We start from the raw sequence: 15,513 nt of genomic DNA, 5'->3' as shown, positions 1-15,513 counted from the left end.
TACGCGAGCCGTCGTCAAGCACTGCACAACGCAGTATTTGCTTGACGACGGCTTTTGCGTTTCCACCTTCGTTCTATCCCGGTAGCTTGTTTCCGACCCGCGGCCCCGATTTCCTCATGAGTTTCTCAGTCGAAAGCGGCTGACAAGCCCCAGATATCCCATTAACGTTGGGTTATGGCACAGACTTCTTCCAGCTCCACGCGAATCCCCCGCCGTCGCTCGACCGACGGTCCGAAGACGCTCCCCTCCCGTCCTGAACCGGAAGTGGCAGGTGCACTGCAAAAGGCCCTGGACGGCTATTTCCCCGAGGCGCGCGCTGATGTCCGCACTCTTTTAGAAGATCCGTCTCTACGGCCTGCCTCTGGGCTGACCGTGGAGGAGGCCAGGCAGCACACCACCGAGTCACTGTCCAAGGTGCTTAAGACCGGCATGCCCTATGGGGCTTTCCGCACTGACCAGGGCGGCACAGGAGATACCGGTGGCACTCTCACCGGGATTGAAATGCTTGGCCACACCGACTTGTCGTTGATGGTGAAGTCCGGAGTGCAGTGGGGCCTTTTCGGCGGCGCTGTCAGCAACCTGGGAACAGAGCGTCACGGCGAGTTGGTGCGTGACCTCATTGAGCTGCGGGCTCTCGGCTGCTTTGCGATGACCGAGCGCGGCCACGGCTCGGACGTCCAATCACTCGAGACCACGGCGCACTACGACCCCGAGACGGAAGAATTCATCCTCAATTCCCCTACGGCTTCCTCTGAGAAGTGGTTTTTGGGCAATGCCGCGCGCGATGGGCGCTGGGCTGCGGTCTTTTGCCAGCTCTACACACCAGGGCAGGAAGAATCCCATGGTGTGCACTGCATTGTCGCTCGAATCCGCAATGATGATGGTTCGCCTGTCGACGGAGTTGCTATCGGCGACCACGGCACCAAGGGCGGCCTCTTGGGCGTGGACAACGGCACTCTCATGTTCGACCATTACCGCGTGCCGCGGGAGAACCTGCTTAACCGTTTCGCAGATGTCTCGGCCGCTGGCGAGTACAGCAGCGATATTGGCAGCCCCAATGCACGGTTTTTCACGATGCTCGGTGCCCTCGTGCGCGGCCGCGTGACAGTCGGTGCGGCCGCTGGTGCGGCAACCCGCACCGCACTGACCATCGGCACCAAGTACGCACACTTGCGGCGCCAATTTGCTCCCGACGATTCGCTGCCGGAAAAGAAACTCATTGAGCACCGCCAGCACCGAATCCGACTACTCCCCCGCATTGCGCGTTCGTACGGTCTGCAATTTGCCACCAACCTGCTGATCAAGCGGATTCACGACCTCGAAGCGGAAGGGCTGGACCGTGCGAATCTAACCCCGGAGCAGGCTCGCGATCTACGTGAAGCGGAGGCACATGCCGCCGCATTGAAGGTCGCCAACACCGCGCATGCCACCGATGCCATCCAGGAGATGCGTGAGGCCACCGGTGGAGCTGGCTACATGGCGGAGAACCTGTTGACCATTCTCAAAGAGGACTCTGACGTATTCACTACCTTTGAGGGCGACAACGTGGTGATGTTGCAGCTGGTCACCAAGGAACTTTTGGGTGGTTTTGCCCGGGAGGTACAGAGTTTTTCCAACCTGGAAATGGTGCGCTTCGGCCTCGACAATTTCAGTGGCATTTTGCGCCGTCGCACCGGTGCGGACGCCGTCGTTCAGAACCTCTTGGATGCGCTGACTGACGCTGATGAGTCCTCGCTCTTTGACCCCGCCAGCCAGATGCAATTGCTCATCGAGCGCGAGAATCGACTTCTCAAGTCCCTTGCTCGCAGGCTGCGCCCGGCGCGGAAACTGCCTGTGGAAAAGGCCGCGAAGCTGGTGGACAAGGTCCAGGACCACATGATTTCCTGCGCGTGGGCGCATATCGATCGCATGATTTTGGAAGCGTTCTTTGAAGCTGAATCCACACTCACAGATGAGCGCTCTCAAGAGGTGCTCGAGCAGGTTCGCGATGTGTTCTTCCTGTCGGTGGTCTGCGATAACGCCGGCTGGTTCTTGGAGCAGTCACTGCTCACCGGTACTCGCACCAAGGGCGCGCGGGCGGGCTTGGCCGATCTTGTTGATTCCCTTGGCCCCTGGTCTGAGGTGCTTGTCGACGCCTTCGGTGTCCCCAGCACCATGCTGGATATCCCCATGATGGAGCCTTACGACGCGATGACACCGAAAGCTAAGGCAAACCCGGCTAGTTAGCGTGTTGGCCGGTTGGCCGCTGTGGTGGCTGCTGTGGCGGTGACTGGTGTGAGGTAGCTACGGCCTGGATGCGCAGGTTGGCTACTGCGCCAAGAAACCTTCCAACCCAGCCACAGTGGCCTCTGCCAAGCGCTGACGGCCTTCGTTGGAGGTCAAGAGGGCAATGTCGCTGCTATCACGCATGTTGCCGTATTCGACCAGTGCCTTTGGTTTCGTCGATAGGTTGAGTCCGGTGAGGTCAGCGCGCGGATTCAGCCCCTGGCTACCGAGGTAGTTGGATGGAGCAAAACCGGCTGCGACAAAAGCATCGCGCAGCGCGGTTGCCAGCGCGGTAGATCCCTGCTCGTCATTATTGGCGAGCGGCTGCGAAATCGCAGACACATGGAATCCGCGGTTGCCCTCTCCAGCACCATCTGCGTGAAGGCTCACCACGGCATCGGCGTTGGAGGCATTTTCCTTCTCTGCACGGGCATCGATGCAATCTGCACGACCGGTGTCATCGACGCGGCTGAGCAGCACCTGAGCACCGCGCTGTTCGAGCAGCTGCTTAATTTCCTGCGCCATCAGCCAATTGAACTCATGCTCCGGGAAGCCGTCATTGGAAGCGGTACCGGAGGTATTACATGGCTTCTGGCCACCGCGGCCGTCAGTGACCATCATGTCCGCTGGTGGTGGGGTGCCGGCGTGTCCCGGGTCGAGGTAGATGACCTTGCCGGCTACAGCGCTGGAGCCGTCGGCACGCGAAGTAGCGCGATTAGCTTGCTGTTGTTGTGCATCGCCAGAAGCGACTGCGTCGGGGTTAGCAGAATCAGACATTGCAGACTCCTCATTCGGCGGAGTGGGGTTCGGCATCTGCATAGCCTCTTCTTCAGCTGCCAACGACGTTTGCGTTTCTGTCGACGCAGCTTGCTGAGCGCTTCCTGCTTTGGAAGCCTCCGTGTCGATGGTGCAAGCTACAAGACCGGCTGGCAAAATTGCCGCAGCCACCAAAGCCACAGCTAGTCGTCTTGCTGATCGCTGCACTGCTAGTCCCTGGTGTCCGGGCTGCCGCATAGTGCGTTCTCCTAGTTTCCGCGTACCTGCTATGTGCTGAGTAACAGTAGCAAACACTCGATTGAGAGTCGCCGGCTCCGAGATTTCCTCCCCCTTCGTTTCGGGGAATCACCGCACGTCGGGACGTGTGCAGGATTTTTCAGGACTTATCACCGAGGGGTTTAGTGATTCCCCTTCGCCTGTGCTGCCAAACCCGTAAGCATTAAGTCCACAAGCTTTTCTTGCACACCGGGAAAGTACTGCTCGACCGCTGCAGAGTTAGGAAGGGGACGCGACACCACAGCGAGCCCAAGGTGGAAATCAAGCGGTGCAACGTCCTCCGGGCATAGCCCAGCTGCTTTTGCCTTATCCAGCAGTCGCGTATAGCTCTGACGCAACTCCGTCATTCGCTTTTCGATAATGCCATCAATCTTTTTCGCCTCGCTCCCCAAACTGGTATTGAGATCGCTGAATAATGCCTGGGCAAGTGCCGCAACACTTAATTTCGCGATCGCGTGGACTGCTTCGTGCCAAGCGCCGTCCGGATCGTCGTCAAACTGAGCTACGGCTGCCTCAGTAACCCTGTCGATATCAGCTGCAACACGAGCACTGACTGCGCCGAGAAGCTCAATCCTGCTGGGAAAGTGCCTGCTTGCCGTAGCTAAACCGACACCGGCCTCCCTGGCAATCGCACGCATGGATACACCGGCTCCTTGCTCTATCAAGAGTTTTCGCGCTGCTTCCACGATGGCATCACTGTTCATCACTGCATCTTGTCTCACACTTGCATCCTAACAAACGGAACACTATGCTCCACTTTGTAAGTGAAACACTCTGCTCCAGTTAGGAGATAGGCCATGTCAACAGCTACGACTGAGACGAAAAAGCCTCACCCGCCCCCAAAGCAGTAGCCGTGATCTTCGGTATTCCGCTCGTCATCGGGCTCATGCTCTTCGCGTTCCTGGCACCGACATTTGCCTCCGGCCCGAACGATGTCCCCATTGCGCTGACTGCCCCCGCCCCAATATCCGAACAAATCACCCAAGCCATCGAACACAAAGCTGGCGACGATGCTCCTGATATCCAGGTGATGGACACCCCTGACGCCGTACGCGAGTCAATCCTCAATCGCGAAACTGTTGGCGGCATCGTCATCTCCCCGACGGGCGCTACCGCCTACACCGCTTCAGGCAACGGCGCACCTTACTCGCAGCTTATCGACGGCATTGCGACGACCCTCGAGTCTCAAAACATCCCTGTAGAGCGGGAGGATTTGGCTCCAACCACACAGGATGACCCACAAGCTTCCGGTGTCGCGCTCCTCGGCTTGCCGCTGGCTTTCGGCGGTATCATCTCGGCAGTTATAGCCACCTTCCTCTTCCGAGGTAAGAAGTGGACGAAATTGGGTGTCCTCGCTGGCATCGCAGTCTTCGGAGCCCTCGTGGCAACGTGGATGCTCCACTCTGTCTACGGCACGCTTTCGGGCAGCTTCGGCATGGAATGGCTGGCTATTTCTCTGGGAATCCTGGCTACCTCAATGCTTACCGCTGGGCTCGCAGCCATTATCGGCACTCCGGGTGTAGGCATTGGCGCCATTTTGACGATTTTCCTAGCGAACCCGCTATCTGGACTATCCACTGGCCCATGGCTGCTTCCAGCCGGTTGGTCCACTCTTGGCCAGTGGATGCCCATTGGGGCGACCGGACACCTGGTCAGGTCCCTGTCATTCTTCGATGGCAACGGCGCTGTGGCAGCCTGGTGGGTTCTCATCCTCTGGATTGCCGCCGGATTCGCTCTCCTCATGTTTGACGGGTTAAGTGACAAAAAGTGTGTCCGCTCGGTGTGTCGCCGGGTGGGCCCTTTTTATCTCATGGGCCCTTTCCGGATTCCTATGTTGTGTTGGTATTCGGTTGGGATAGCGTTGTCGTAGAAGGCTGGTCGTCCTGTTTCGTGGTCGGCTTTGTTGTGGTCTTCTGGGACAAGATCGTTGACTTTGGCGAGTTGATCTTGTCCGTAATTGCACTGCCTGGCGATCTTTAGCGGGTCGTCAGGCAGCTGCGTTTTCGAGTGCAGGTACCACTCGAGCATTTTGCGTTGGCGCTCCCCGGACCTGCCGCGATGCGCGTCGGCGATGCGTTTGAGCTGGGCGTTGACGCCGCCTTCCAGACTGTTGGTTGTTGATGCCCAGCGCTGTGGTTCGAGTGCTTCTGGTGGTGGCTGCAGGTAGGTAAACAGCCAGTTATTGCGCGATAGGTGCAGCAGTGAGTTGTATGCCTTGCGAACTCGCAGGTGGGTCCATTCCCACTGGTTGTTGAGGGTGCGGCGTTCTTTGGGGAGGGGTGTTTTTTCGTTGAGGAATGCTTTGAATACCTGTCCGAAGTCATGCAGGCGCAGCGTCCACTCCCGTGCCTGGTCGAGTGTGGTGATACGGGTCAGTTTCAACGCCAGGGCGTAGATAGCTTTGCCTGCGTCGGTGCGTGGACGGCTGGTGGTGTAGCGACGGACCACGCGTTGGGCATGGACAAGGCAGCGTTGGATGCGGGTGGTTGGCCAGCAGGTTTTGATTGCTGAGTAGGCGCCTTGGCCACCGTCGAGGACAACGCATAGTGGTGGGGCGATGTTTTTGAGTAGTTGGGTGTAGGCGTGGGCGGTTTCGCGTTGTGTCCAGTGCCATGCGATGACGTGGTCGTGGCTGGCTGCCACAAGTAAGCAGCCAGCGTCGGTGTAGGTGCCGTCGATGAAGATTTGGTCGTAGACCCGGTTGGGATCGGGGGTGTTAGGGACATCGATAAGCCACAATGAGGTGAACCGGCGGTCGAGTGTGCGCCGGGAGACATTCAAGGTGTCGGCCACCTTGGTTAAAGAAGCAGTGCCGGTGACGTAGGTGTGAAACGCTTTGAAATCCCGGGTGTGGGTCTGATCGGGGCGGTGTCGTGTTGTTGAGCATCCGCAGTCAGGGTTTTTGCATCGCCACCTGGTTGTCCCTTTGGTTGTGGTGCCGTTTTTCTTCATTTGCCCAGCGCATATAGGGCATCGGGGTCTGTTTGGAGTCACCCAGAAAGACAACCAGGCCCCTGTTACCACATGCAGGAGCCATTCCGGTGGATTGAGCAAGAAACGGGCCTGAATAAGGTCTGGAACCTTATATAAGCCCGTTTTATGCGGCCTGACCAGCAAATAGGCTGAAAATCAGACACACTTTTTGTCACTTAACCCTGTTTGACCGATCCAAAAAATAAAAAAACGGGACCCTTTTTAAAGGATCCCGTTTCAAACCGAGCCGCCTGCGAGAATCGAACTCGCGACCTTCTCATTACGAGTGAGACGCTCTACCGACTGAGCTAAGGCGGCACGCACATTGCGCCGAGCTTTCAAGCAAGCAGAAATAACCCTGCACAAAATGTACAAGCGGTAATACTACTGTACTGCCCCCATCGCTACCAAAATGGGGCCTGCAGTCCGCTGCATTAGGCGCGGCTACCGGCTTACCTACGACCAACCTGCCCCGCGATCTGCAATTTAGCCATCAATTCATCCATCAAGACCGTCAACTTCACTGCAGTCACGAGCATGCCGCGCACCTCGGTGACAGCATCGATGGAGGCCAATATCGCCTCCGGCGGAAGGCGTCGGGCTAGCTCCGTGGCTGTCCGACGACGGTCTGGATTTATGAGGTAGACCGCGCCATCGCCAAACTCAGAACCAGCACCAAAGCCCGAATCCCCCGAAGCAGTCTCACCACCACGTTCCGCCCCAAACGCCAGCACCAGGGCGTCACGGTAAAGCCCCATAATGTCGGTCAACGACAGGTCGATCAGATCTGACTCCGCGCGCCTGCGCCGCCGCTTCTGATTATCCTCCAGCTCCTTGATCACGCCCTTAGAGCCGCGCAGCGCCGCCTGCGCACCCTTGCCAGACGCACCTACACCCAACGAGCGCTCGAGATTCTCCAGCTCCTCAGCCTCTAGCGGCTCCATCCGCCGCTTCACCTCGCCAGCCACTTCGTTGGCTAACTCTCGCGCCGCCAAATACGACTTCGCCGGGTCGAACACGGCCTCTACGAAATCCAGGGCCTTGCCCCGCCAGGCACGCGAGCCCTCATCGGAGACAAAGCCACGCGCACGCCCAATGTGACCGTTGGACACCGTCGCGGCCCAGACCGCTTGCTCGTCGGTAAGCTCTGGCCGCTCTGCGCGCAGGAGGTTTGTAACGTCGTCGATATGCGGCGTCGGCACATAGACGTGGCGGCAGCGCGAACGGAGCGTAACGGAGAAATCCTCCGCGTTCGTCGTTGGTGCGCACATGATGATGACGGTGCGCAGCGGCGGTTCTTCCACCACCTTGAGCAGCGCATTTGAGGCGGATTCGTTGAGACGGTCGGCATCTTCGATGATCAGCACGCGACAATCCGCCGTTGTGGGCATCTTGTAGGCCCAGGGCCGCAGCTCGTCCCTCACCGTCGCCACGGAAATGATGGTGCCCTCCGGGCGCACAATCTTGATATCGCCATGCGTTCCCGCCAGCGCCGTCCGGCAGCCCTCGCACTCGCCACATCCGGGGTTGTCATGCCGCGTGCACAGCAGCGCCGCCGCAAACGCCGTCGCCGTCACCGACCGCCCCGACCCCGCAGGTCCCGTGAACAGCCAGGCGTGCGTCATGTCCGAGTCGCGTGGCACATCGCTTAACGACGACCCCGCGTCCCCACCTTCCGGCGAAACCTCCACCCCATCGCCTGCCAGCGGTTGACCGTTGGCAAAGCGATAATGCGCAGCGCGCACAGCAGCCTGCAGCCGCTGGCGAACCCCACCGGTTTCGGGCATACGAGAAAACACGCTGCGCTCTGTCATCGGCTCTGTCATGGCCACAACTCTAGCGCGCCCCACGAGACTCTTGTGAGGTAACTACTCCCTGCAATCCGGGGTTGCCACTAAGGTAGTAATCATGCAACGGCTCTGGCGAAATCTGAAATGGCTAAGCGGGACAATGTGGCCTGCTTATGCCTCATTTATCTTCGTCTGCAACCTTGTCGGAGCCATGATTGTCGGCTTGTTCCTCGGCATGCTGTTGCCACTGAACCAAGAAACTCACCTGCCGCGGTTGGCTAATGGGGTCATCTATGCCCTGGCTGGTTACCTGGTTCTGGCAATTATTGCGGGAATCGGCACTACTTGGATCCTGTTCAAGCCGTTGTTGAAATGGCAGCGTCATCCGGATATGCACGATCCGCGGCGGGTACGATATCTGGTCATGCGCGTGCCTGTCTATCAGGCACTCTTGGGTACCGTCATCTGGTCTCTGGGCGTGATTGTCTTCAGTGGAGTCGCGTTCGCCTATGACAGCAAGATTGGCCTGATGGTGCTGCTCACCTCGGTGCTCGGTGGCGCCATGGTGGCACTGTTGACCTATCTAATTGCGGAGCGCATGGTGCGTCCGGTTGCTGTGGAGGCGCTGGCGCGTAGGGCCCCGGATTCTTCGCTGGAGCCACCGATTGGTCACCGCCTGCGCCAGACGTGGGTGTTGACCAGCGGTGTTCCAGTGGTAGCAATCCTGCTTGTGCTGATAGGTCAGCGCCGTGGTCTATTCACAGATGACGCGGCAGATTTGCTGCCCACCATCACCGCGCTGGCAATTCTGGCTCTGATTACCGGCTATTTCGGCACGATGTTGGCCACTATGTCCATCGTCGACCCGATTCGTGATCTCACGGGTGCGATTAACAAGGTCCGCCAGGGCCAGGTGGATACGCGCGTGCCTATTTACGACGGCTCCGAGATGGGCGTTCTCCAGGCGGGTTTCAATGAAATGATGCGTGGCCTGCAGGAGCGTCAGCGGGTCCGTGACCTCTTCGGCCGCTATGTCGGGTCTGAGGTCGCCCGTAAGGCTCTGGAAGAAAAGCCGACTTTGGGCGGCGAGAATCGCCTCGTCGCGGTGCTGTTTGTGGACGTGATTGGTTCGACCAACTTCGCGGAGAAGAACTCGCCAGAAGTCGTTGTCCGTGAGCTCAATGCCTTCTTCGACCACGTTGTTGACTGTGTGCACCGCAATAAGGGCATTATCAACAAGTTCCAGGGTGACGCGGCTCTGGCTGTCTTCGGCGCTCCCCTGCCCCTCGATGACACTGCTGGGCACGCCCTCACAGCCGCCCGTGAACTGCGCGAGGAACTGCTCGACCTCCAGCTCACCGCGGGTATCGGCGTCTCCGCCGGGCACGTCGTTGCCGGCCACATCGGTGCCCGCGACCGTTTTGAATACACGGTTATTGGTGACGCGGTTAACCAGGCTGCCCGTCTGACCGAGCTGGCCAAGGACACCCCGGGCCGCGTGCTCGCCACAGCTTCCACCATTCGCCTGGCCAACGAGGACGAGCAGGCTCGCTGGACCACCCTGAAGTCCGTGGAGCTGCGCGGCCGTACGCACATGACGCAGCTTGCGCGCCCGGTGCGCCCGACGCTTGCCGACGAAGCTTAGGGCTCGTTGGGCGCCCAGTACCCCTAGACTTCTCAGACGGCGAACACACTTACTCCACCGAGAATAAATCTCCTGGCTGGCAGTCCAAAGCTTCGCACAACATAGTGAGCGTCGTGAATCGCACGGCCTTCGCCCTGTTGTTTTTCAGCACTGAGAGGTTGACCGGAGTGACCCCGACCTGTTCGGAAAGGGCTGCCAACGTCATTCCGCGGCTTTCAAGCAGCTCATCTAAGTGGCACACAACCTTCGCCATTTAAATGAGTCCTTCCTGATCTTCCTGCATTCGCGCAGCTCGGAACAACATAACTCCGAGAGTGGAGATGACTATCATAAGCACAAACCATATTCCCAGGTGCTCATTGAAATCGGCATGATCACGCTGGTACCACGCGCTCAGATTCAGGCCACTTGCGACCCAGTTTTCACCCATATGCTGTAGGAAACTACTTGCCGGATACATCGCTACCAGCCAGGAGATAGCCATAACTCGTCGCGCAGTCTTAACTGTAAAAAACTCGCCCTTCAGGTACGAGAGTGAGAACAACACGCAGAGCACGGCAATCGCGGCGACGATAGCGCATCGAACAACAGTCGCAGCAATAAACAAGGAGAGGACTCCACCACTCATAACCTCGATAGGAACCCCTTTGCCACTTCCCAGCACTTCGGGCAAAAGCAGGGTCAGATCACTGGGGAACTGCTGATGAAGAACCGGATGACGGAGCTGGAGCAAAATGTAAACCAGTGCAAACACTCCGGCAAAAAGGCTCACGATTACATCCCGGCGCTCCTTAGTTTGATTGACATACGGGTCATTTGGCTTCTTGGTCTGTGGAGATACCATAGCTAACTTCCTTACTGCACCGTAATTGGCGCGGTTAGTGAGATTATTCTGCGGGGCGCTTGGAGCTGCAGCCAAACCCCAACACATCGTTATTCGATGTATCGATTTTCGATACTATATCGCTTTTCGATATGCCGCAAGGCTCCTGCAACAATCGCCGTCCGCCGCCAACCTGCGCACCCACCCGCAGTTCCTTTACGTTGGAGGAATGACTGACAACCGACCCAGTTCTAACACCGACCCCAGACCCCGCATGCTCGTCCCCGATGCTGCGCGCGGATTCGCCCTCCTCGGCATCGCGATCGCGAACATTGCCACCGCCTGGCTGGTTGCAGATCCCGAACTGCCCGCAGCATTCTTCGGCGGCGTCATAAGCGACAGCATCGCCGACAAGGCCACCGTGCTGTTTACCGCAGTGACCGCGCATAACCGCGGGCTGCCGATGTTCGCAACGCTGCTCGGCTTCGGTGTGGGACTCATCGTCCGCAGTTTGGCCAGGAGGAACTTTCCAATCTCGCGGGCGCGGGTGGTCGTCGTAAAGCGTTATGCGTTCCTGGGGCTGTTCGGCATCGCGCACATGCTGTTTCTGTTCTTTGGCGACATCATGTTTCTCTACGGCATCTGCGGCATCATCCTGGGGCTGCTTATGGGCCTCAGCAACAAGGTGCTGACGATTCTCGCGTGGATTGCGCTGACGATCAACGCTGCAGTGAGCCTGCTGTTTTTGGTATTCACAATTGCGATGCCCGACACCGGGCTCTCCGGCTCCGACATGAGCGAGTTCGTCAACGGCGGCGCGATTGAAACGAGTTACCTGGATATGCTCGGCGCGAATCTCGAGGTCCTGACAATGAGCATCACTACCCTGCCGCTGCAGCTGTTCCTCTACCTGCCGGTGATGATGATTGGCTTCGTGTGGGCTCGCAAGGGCGTGCTTGACGACGTTGACGCGCACCGCCCCCTGCTTATTCGGTGGCTCGTGGTGGCTGTGGTCGTGGCTTTCGGTGTCGGCATCCCTATGGGGTTGGCAGCGATTGGAGTTCTTCCAGCCGGACAGCACATGGCCTTCTTGGTAATTAATAACTTTGCCGGAGTGTTCGCCGGTCCTGGCATCCTAGCCGGGCTGGCGTTAGCACTGCAGCCGCTCCAACGACGCCTGAACGAGGGCGCCGCTGTACCTGGTTGGCTGGTGCCGATTGTGGCACTCGGTAAGCGTTCGATGACGGGCTACCTGATGCAGTCGGTGATCTTCTTTGTGCTGGTGTACCCGTTTACTCTGAACATCCCGCGCGACATGGGTGCATTTGTGCAAACACTCATCGCTATTGGTGTCTGGCTGGTGACGTTGTTGGCCGCGTGGGCGATGGAGCGTCGCGGCATGCAGGGTCCGTTTGAGAAGGTGCATCGCCGGCTGTCGTACGGGCCGACGATGCGGGCAGAGTTGGCCGGGGTCGGCGGCCCCAAGCCTGCTCCGCAGGATGCGCCGGGTGCGCCGGGTACGCCGAGCGCGGCGGGCGCGGCGGCCCCTTAAGCCCTACTTGCCCCGGCGGGTCGCCTTCACCACTCGCTTGGTGGTGCGCTTGACTGCCTTCCTGGTGGTCTTCTTCGCAGCCTTCTTCGTGGTCTTGCGAGTCGACTTCTTCGCAGCCTTCTTAGTGCCACCATCGGCGGCTTCCTTCGCGCGGCGCTCAGACAGCAGCTCGCAGGCGCGGGCATCGGTCAGAGTCTCAGGCGTATCCCCCTTGCGCAACGAAGCATTGGTGACACCATCGGTGACGTACGGACCGAATCGGCCATCCTTCACCGACATCGGGCGACCGGAGACATCGTTGTCGCCCAGCTGCTTCAGCGGCGGCTTCGCAGCAGCGCGACCGCGGCGCTTCGGCTCAGCGTAGATACGACGCGCCTCGTCCAATGTCACGGTGAAAATCTGCTCTTCGTTAGCCAGTGAACGCGAGTCCGTGCCCTTCTTCAGGTACGGACCGTAACGGCCATTCTGAGCAGTAATAACCTCGTTATCGACCGGGTCGACACCGACCTCGCGCGGCAGGCTCATCAGCTTCAGAGCCTCTTCCAGCGTGACAGTCGACGGCTCCATGGAGGAAAACAGCGAGGCCGTCTTCGGCTTCAGAGTTTCCTCGATAATTTCCGCGGTGCGCTTTTCCTTCTGCTTGGCAGCGGTCTTGGTTTCCCAGTTCTTCTTTCGCTTGCCCTCGGCAGCGCGCTGAGCGTCCTCTTCGGCGCGCTCAGCTGCGATGATCTCCTCAGCCTTGGCTACGACACCTTCGCGCTCTTCATCGGTGACCAGCTCGGTGACGTAGGGACCGTAGCGGCCATCGCGAGCAACAATCATGCGACCATTGGCCGGGTTAATGCCCAGTTCACGGCCACCCTGCGGCATGGCCAGCAGCTTCTCGGCGGCGGCCAGATCCAGCTCGTCCGGAGTCATGGCCTCCGGGATGTTGGCGCGCTGCACCTCGTCGGCACCGTTTTCACCGGCACCCGGGCGCGTGCGCTCCAGGTACGGCCCATAGCGGCCAACGCGAACGATGATTGGGTTACCCTCGGCATCGTCGAGAAGGTGGAGCGAATTGACCTTCCGAGCATCAATCGATTCCAAGTTCACGTCGATGATGTTCTTCAGGCCACCATGGGTCGCAATGGCGTCGGCTCCCTTGTGGCGGTGATCCTTGTCATCGCCGAAGTAGAAACCGGTCAGCCAGGTCGTGCGATCCTTATTGCCCGCAGCAATGCCGTCGAGCTCATCCTCCAGCTCGGAGGTGAAGTCGTAGTTGACCAGATCGGAGAACGCTTCCTCCATCAGCCCCACCACGGCAAAGGCCACCCACGAGGGCACCAGAGCGTTGCCGCGGGAGTAGACGTAGCCGCGATCCTGAATGGTCTTGATAATCGACGCGTATGTCGACGGACGACCAATTCCCAGGTCCTCCATCTTCTTCACCAAGCTGGCCTCGGTGAAGCGCGCAGGCGGGTTGGTGGAGTGGCTGTCGGCACTGAAGTCCGTGGCCGTCAGGCCCTGGCCTTCCGTCAACTGTGGCAGACGCTTCTCGGCGTTGTCGGCGACCTTGCGGCCGTCGGAAAGCGCGGAGACCTCGACGTATGCCTTGAGGAAGCCCGGGAAGCGAATCGTGCGTCCAGTGGAGGCGAACTCGACGGCGTGCGTGTCGGTGGCGCCGGCGATGGTGACCTTCATGGACGTGCCGCGTGCGTCGGCCATCTGAGAGGCGACGGTGCGCTGCCAAATCAGTTCGTAGAGCTTGAATTCCTCGGCATCCAGCGATCCCGCCAGCTGCCCCGGCGTTGCGAATGTCTCGCCAGCCGGACGGATTGCCTCGTGCGCTTCCTGCGAGTTCTTCACCTTGCGCGAATATTGGCGCGGCGCATCGGCGACGTACTCCGAGCCGTAGAGCTCCAGCGCCTGCTTACGCGCGGCATCGATACCGGCCTTGGACAGCGTCGTGGAGTCGGTACGCATGTAGGTAATGTGACCGTTTTCGTACAGACGCTGCGCCACACGCATCGTGCGCTCAGAGGTGTAATGCAGCTTGCGGCCCGCCTCCTGCTGCAGCGTAGAAGTCATGAACGGCGGGTACGGACGGCGCGTGTACGGCTTCTCCTCCACCGACGCGACCTTGAGCTCAGAGCCCACGAGGTCCGCCGCCAGGGTTTCGGCGAGCTGCTTATCGACGACCCGGATGCCATCGGACTTCTTCAGCTGGCCACGGTCATCGAAGTCTCGGCCCTGCGCTACGCGCTGACCATCAACGCTGGTCAGGGTTGCAACGAATTCCTTCGGCTGGTTGGCGTCAGCAGAAGTCGAGCCGGTGTCCAGAGTGGCGGCGACATCCCAGTACTCAGCGGAGATAAACGCCATGCGCTCGCGCTCACGCTCGACGATGACACGCGTTGCCACCGACTGCACACGGCCTGCCGACAGGCGCGGCATGACCTTCTTCCACAGCACCGGGGAGACCTCGTAGCCGTAGAGACGGTCGAGGATACGGCGACCTTCCTGGGCGTCGACCAGGTTCTGGTCCAGCTCACGGGTGTTGGCGGCGGCTTCCAAGATGGCCTGCTTGGTGATCTCATGGAACACCATGCGACGCACCGGCACCTTGGGCTTCAGAACCTCCAGCAAGTGCCAGGCAATAGCCTCGCCCTCACGGTCGGGGTCAGTTGCGAGATAGAGCTCGTCGACTTCCTTGAGCTTGGCCTTCAGGTCGGCGACTTTCTTCTTCTTATCAGCGCTGACGACATACAACGGAGCGAATCCGTTGTCGACGTTCACACCCAGACGAGCCCAGGGCTCCTTCTTGTAACGAGCCGGAACGTCGGCTGCGCCACGGGGCAAGTCGCGAATGTGACCCACCGACGCCTCCACGATGTAATCATCGCCGAGATACGGCTGAATCTTGCGAGCTTTCGTCGCCGACTCGACAATTACAAGGCGCTTGAGGCCGTCTGAATTCGCCATAGAAGTTTTTCTATCCTGCAACGTTGAATGTTTTTGACTGTCTAGGTTCTTGTTTTCGTTTAAATCTTGGGGGTTCTTGGCCGGACTCTGGCTGGGCTTCAGCTGTGAGAAGCCCGCAATCGGTTCCAACCGGTTCCGATCAGTGCAAATCAGTTCCCGGCCGCGTTCTCTCCGGAAGATTATCTGGAAAGAATATGAAGAATATAAGGAATACCGTACACACAATCTAGTTTGTCGCGTGGATTCCTCAAGTATCGGGCGGATTTTGGGTGTGACTGAAGGGGCTGCAAATGTGAAACTGTATGAGTTTATGACACTTTCAAGCCATTTTTCGGGCCGTTTTTGTCATAAACGTAGTCAGTAACTCGCATCAATCCAACGCCACCAGCCATAAACACAGTCAGTAACGTGCATTGAGGTAAGAAGCAAAAAGCGCCCACCCGCCCAC

The 15,513-nt window shown here is 59.0% G+C and carries 10 protein-coding genes, 1 tRNA gene and 1 pseudogene; 4 read left to right on the top strand and 8 right to left on the bottom strand.

What is annotated here, in order from left to right; translation table 11 throughout:
* The first annotated feature begins 174 nt into the window (after positions 1–174).
* The gene (locus EGX79_01470) at positions 175–2,226 is read left to right on the top strand and encodes an acyl-CoA oxidase (GenBank protein ID AYX80969.1); all 2,052 of its coding nucleotides are present in this window, start codon (positions 175–177) and stop codon (positions 2,224–2,226) included.
* Positions 2,227–2,307: 81 nt separating this feature from the next.
* On the opposite strand, the gene EGX79_01465 is transcribed toward EGX79_01470, so the two are convergent.
* Together EGX79_01465 and EGX79_01460 are read right to left on the bottom strand one after the other, a co-directional pair.
* Positions 2,308–3,222, bottom strand: a complete 915-nt coding sequence (locus EGX79_01465; protein AYX80968.1) for an N-acetylmuramoyl-L-alanine amidase — start codon at positions 3,220–3,222, stop codon at positions 2,308–2,310.
* A 218-nt stretch (positions 3,223–3,440) separates the two neighbouring features.
* Positions 3,441–4,040, bottom strand: a complete 600-nt coding sequence (locus EGX79_01460; GenBank protein ID AYX80967.1) for a TetR/AcrR family transcriptional regulator — start codon at positions 4,038–4,040, stop codon at positions 3,441–3,443.
* 164 nt (positions 4,041–4,204) lie between these two features.
* On the opposite strand from EGX79_01460, the pseudogene EGX79_01455 reads away from it, so the two are divergent.
* A pseudogene (locus EGX79_01455) lies at positions 4,205–4,996 on the top strand (ABC transporter permease).
* Between the two features lie 125 nt (positions 4,997–5,121).
* Here EGX79_01455 and EGX79_01450 read toward each other — a convergent pair.
* The 3 genes from EGX79_01450 to EGX79_01440 form a co-directional block, all read right to left on the bottom strand.
* On the bottom strand, positions 5,122–6,372 hold the full coding sequence (locus EGX79_01450; protein AYX82670.1) for an IS1249 family transposase: 1,251 nt from the start codon (positions 6,370–6,372) through the stop codon (positions 5,122–5,124).
* A 164-nt stretch (positions 6,373–6,536) separates the two neighbouring features.
* A tRNA-Thr gene (locus tag EGX79_01445) sits at positions 6,537–6,609 on the bottom strand.
* Between the two features lie 134 nt (positions 6,610–6,743).
* A complete protein-coding gene (locus tag EGX79_01440) occupies positions 6,744–8,117 on the bottom strand; it encodes a DNA polymerase III subunit delta' (protein AYX80966.1) in 1,374 nt (457 codons plus the stop codon).
* 124 nt (positions 8,118–8,241) lie between these two features.
* On the opposite strand from EGX79_01440, the gene EGX79_01435 reads away from it, so the two are divergent.
* Positions 8,242–9,726 (top strand): adenylate/guanylate cyclase domain-containing protein, encoded by a 1,485-nt coding sequence (locus EGX79_01435; GenBank protein AYX80965.1) that lies wholly within the window; start codon positions 8,242–8,244, stop codon positions 9,724–9,726.
* Positions 9,727–9,775: 49 nt separating this feature from the next.
* On the opposite strand, the gene EGX79_01430 is transcribed toward EGX79_01435, so the two are convergent.
* Together EGX79_01430 and EGX79_01425 are read right to left on the bottom strand one after the other, a co-directional pair.
* Positions 9,776–9,979: a helix-turn-helix domain-containing protein gene (locus EGX79_01430; GenBank protein ID AYX80964.1), complete on the bottom strand. Its 204-nt coding sequence runs from the start codon at positions 9,977–9,979 to the stop codon at positions 9,776–9,778.
* Positions 9,980–10,570, bottom strand: coding sequence for a hypothetical protein (locus EGX79_01425; GenBank protein ID AYX80963.1), 591 nt, complete (start codon positions 10,568–10,570; stop codon positions 9,980–9,982).
* A gap of 253 nt (positions 10,571–10,823) precedes the next feature.
* Between EGX79_01425 and EGX79_01420 the strand changes: the two genes are divergently transcribed.
* Complete coding sequence (locus EGX79_01420; protein AYX80962.1) at positions 10,824–12,101, top strand: DUF418 domain-containing protein; 1,278 nt, start codon at positions 10,824–10,826, stop codon at positions 12,099–12,101.
* Positions 12,102–12,104: 3 nt separating this feature from the next.
* On the opposite strand, the gene topA is transcribed toward EGX79_01420, so the two are convergent.
* Positions 12,105–15,065: a type I DNA topoisomerase gene (gene topA, locus EGX79_01415; GenBank protein AYX80961.1), complete on the bottom strand. Its 2,961-nt coding sequence runs from the start codon at positions 15,063–15,065 to the stop codon at positions 12,105–12,107.
* Positions 15,066–15,513 lie beyond the last annotated feature (448 nt).

The organism is Corynebacterium jeikeium (assembly GCA_003955985.1).
Lineage (GTDB): Bacteria > Actinomycetota > Actinomycetes > Mycobacteriales > Mycobacteriaceae > Corynebacterium > Corynebacterium jeikeium_D.
The sequence above is the reverse complement of the archived record's forward strand: the minus strand, read 5'-3'. Positions and strand labels throughout refer to the sequence as shown.

Bases quoted from the DNA above. Each gene is read 5' to 3' on its own strand.
- topA (AYX80961.1), bottom strand. From the start codon at position 15,065: ATGGCGAATTCAGACGGCCTCAAGCGCCTTGTAATTGTCGAGTCGGCG.
- EGX79_01435 (AYX80965.1), top strand. From the start codon at position 8,242: ATGTGGCCTGCTTATGCCTCATTTATCTTCGTCTGCAACCTTGTCGGA.
- EGX79_01420 (AYX80962.1), top strand. From the start codon at position 10,824: ATGCTCGTCCCCGATGCTGCGCGCGGATTCGCCCTCCTCGGCATCGCG.
- EGX79_01440 (AYX80966.1), bottom strand. From the start codon at position 8,117: ATGACAGAGCCGATGACAGAGCGCAGCGTGTTTTCTCGTATGCCCGAA.
- EGX79_01425 (AYX80963.1), bottom strand. From the start codon at position 10,570: ATGGTATCTCCACAGACCAAGAAGCCAAATGACCCGTATGTCAATCAA.
- EGX79_01430 (AYX80964.1), bottom strand. From the start codon at position 9,979: ATGGCGAAGGTTGTGTGCCACTTAGATGAGCTGCTTGAAAGCCGCGGA.
- EGX79_01470 (AYX80969.1), top strand. From the start codon at position 175: ATGGCACAGACTTCTTCCAGCTCCACGCGAATCCCCCGCCGTCGCTCG.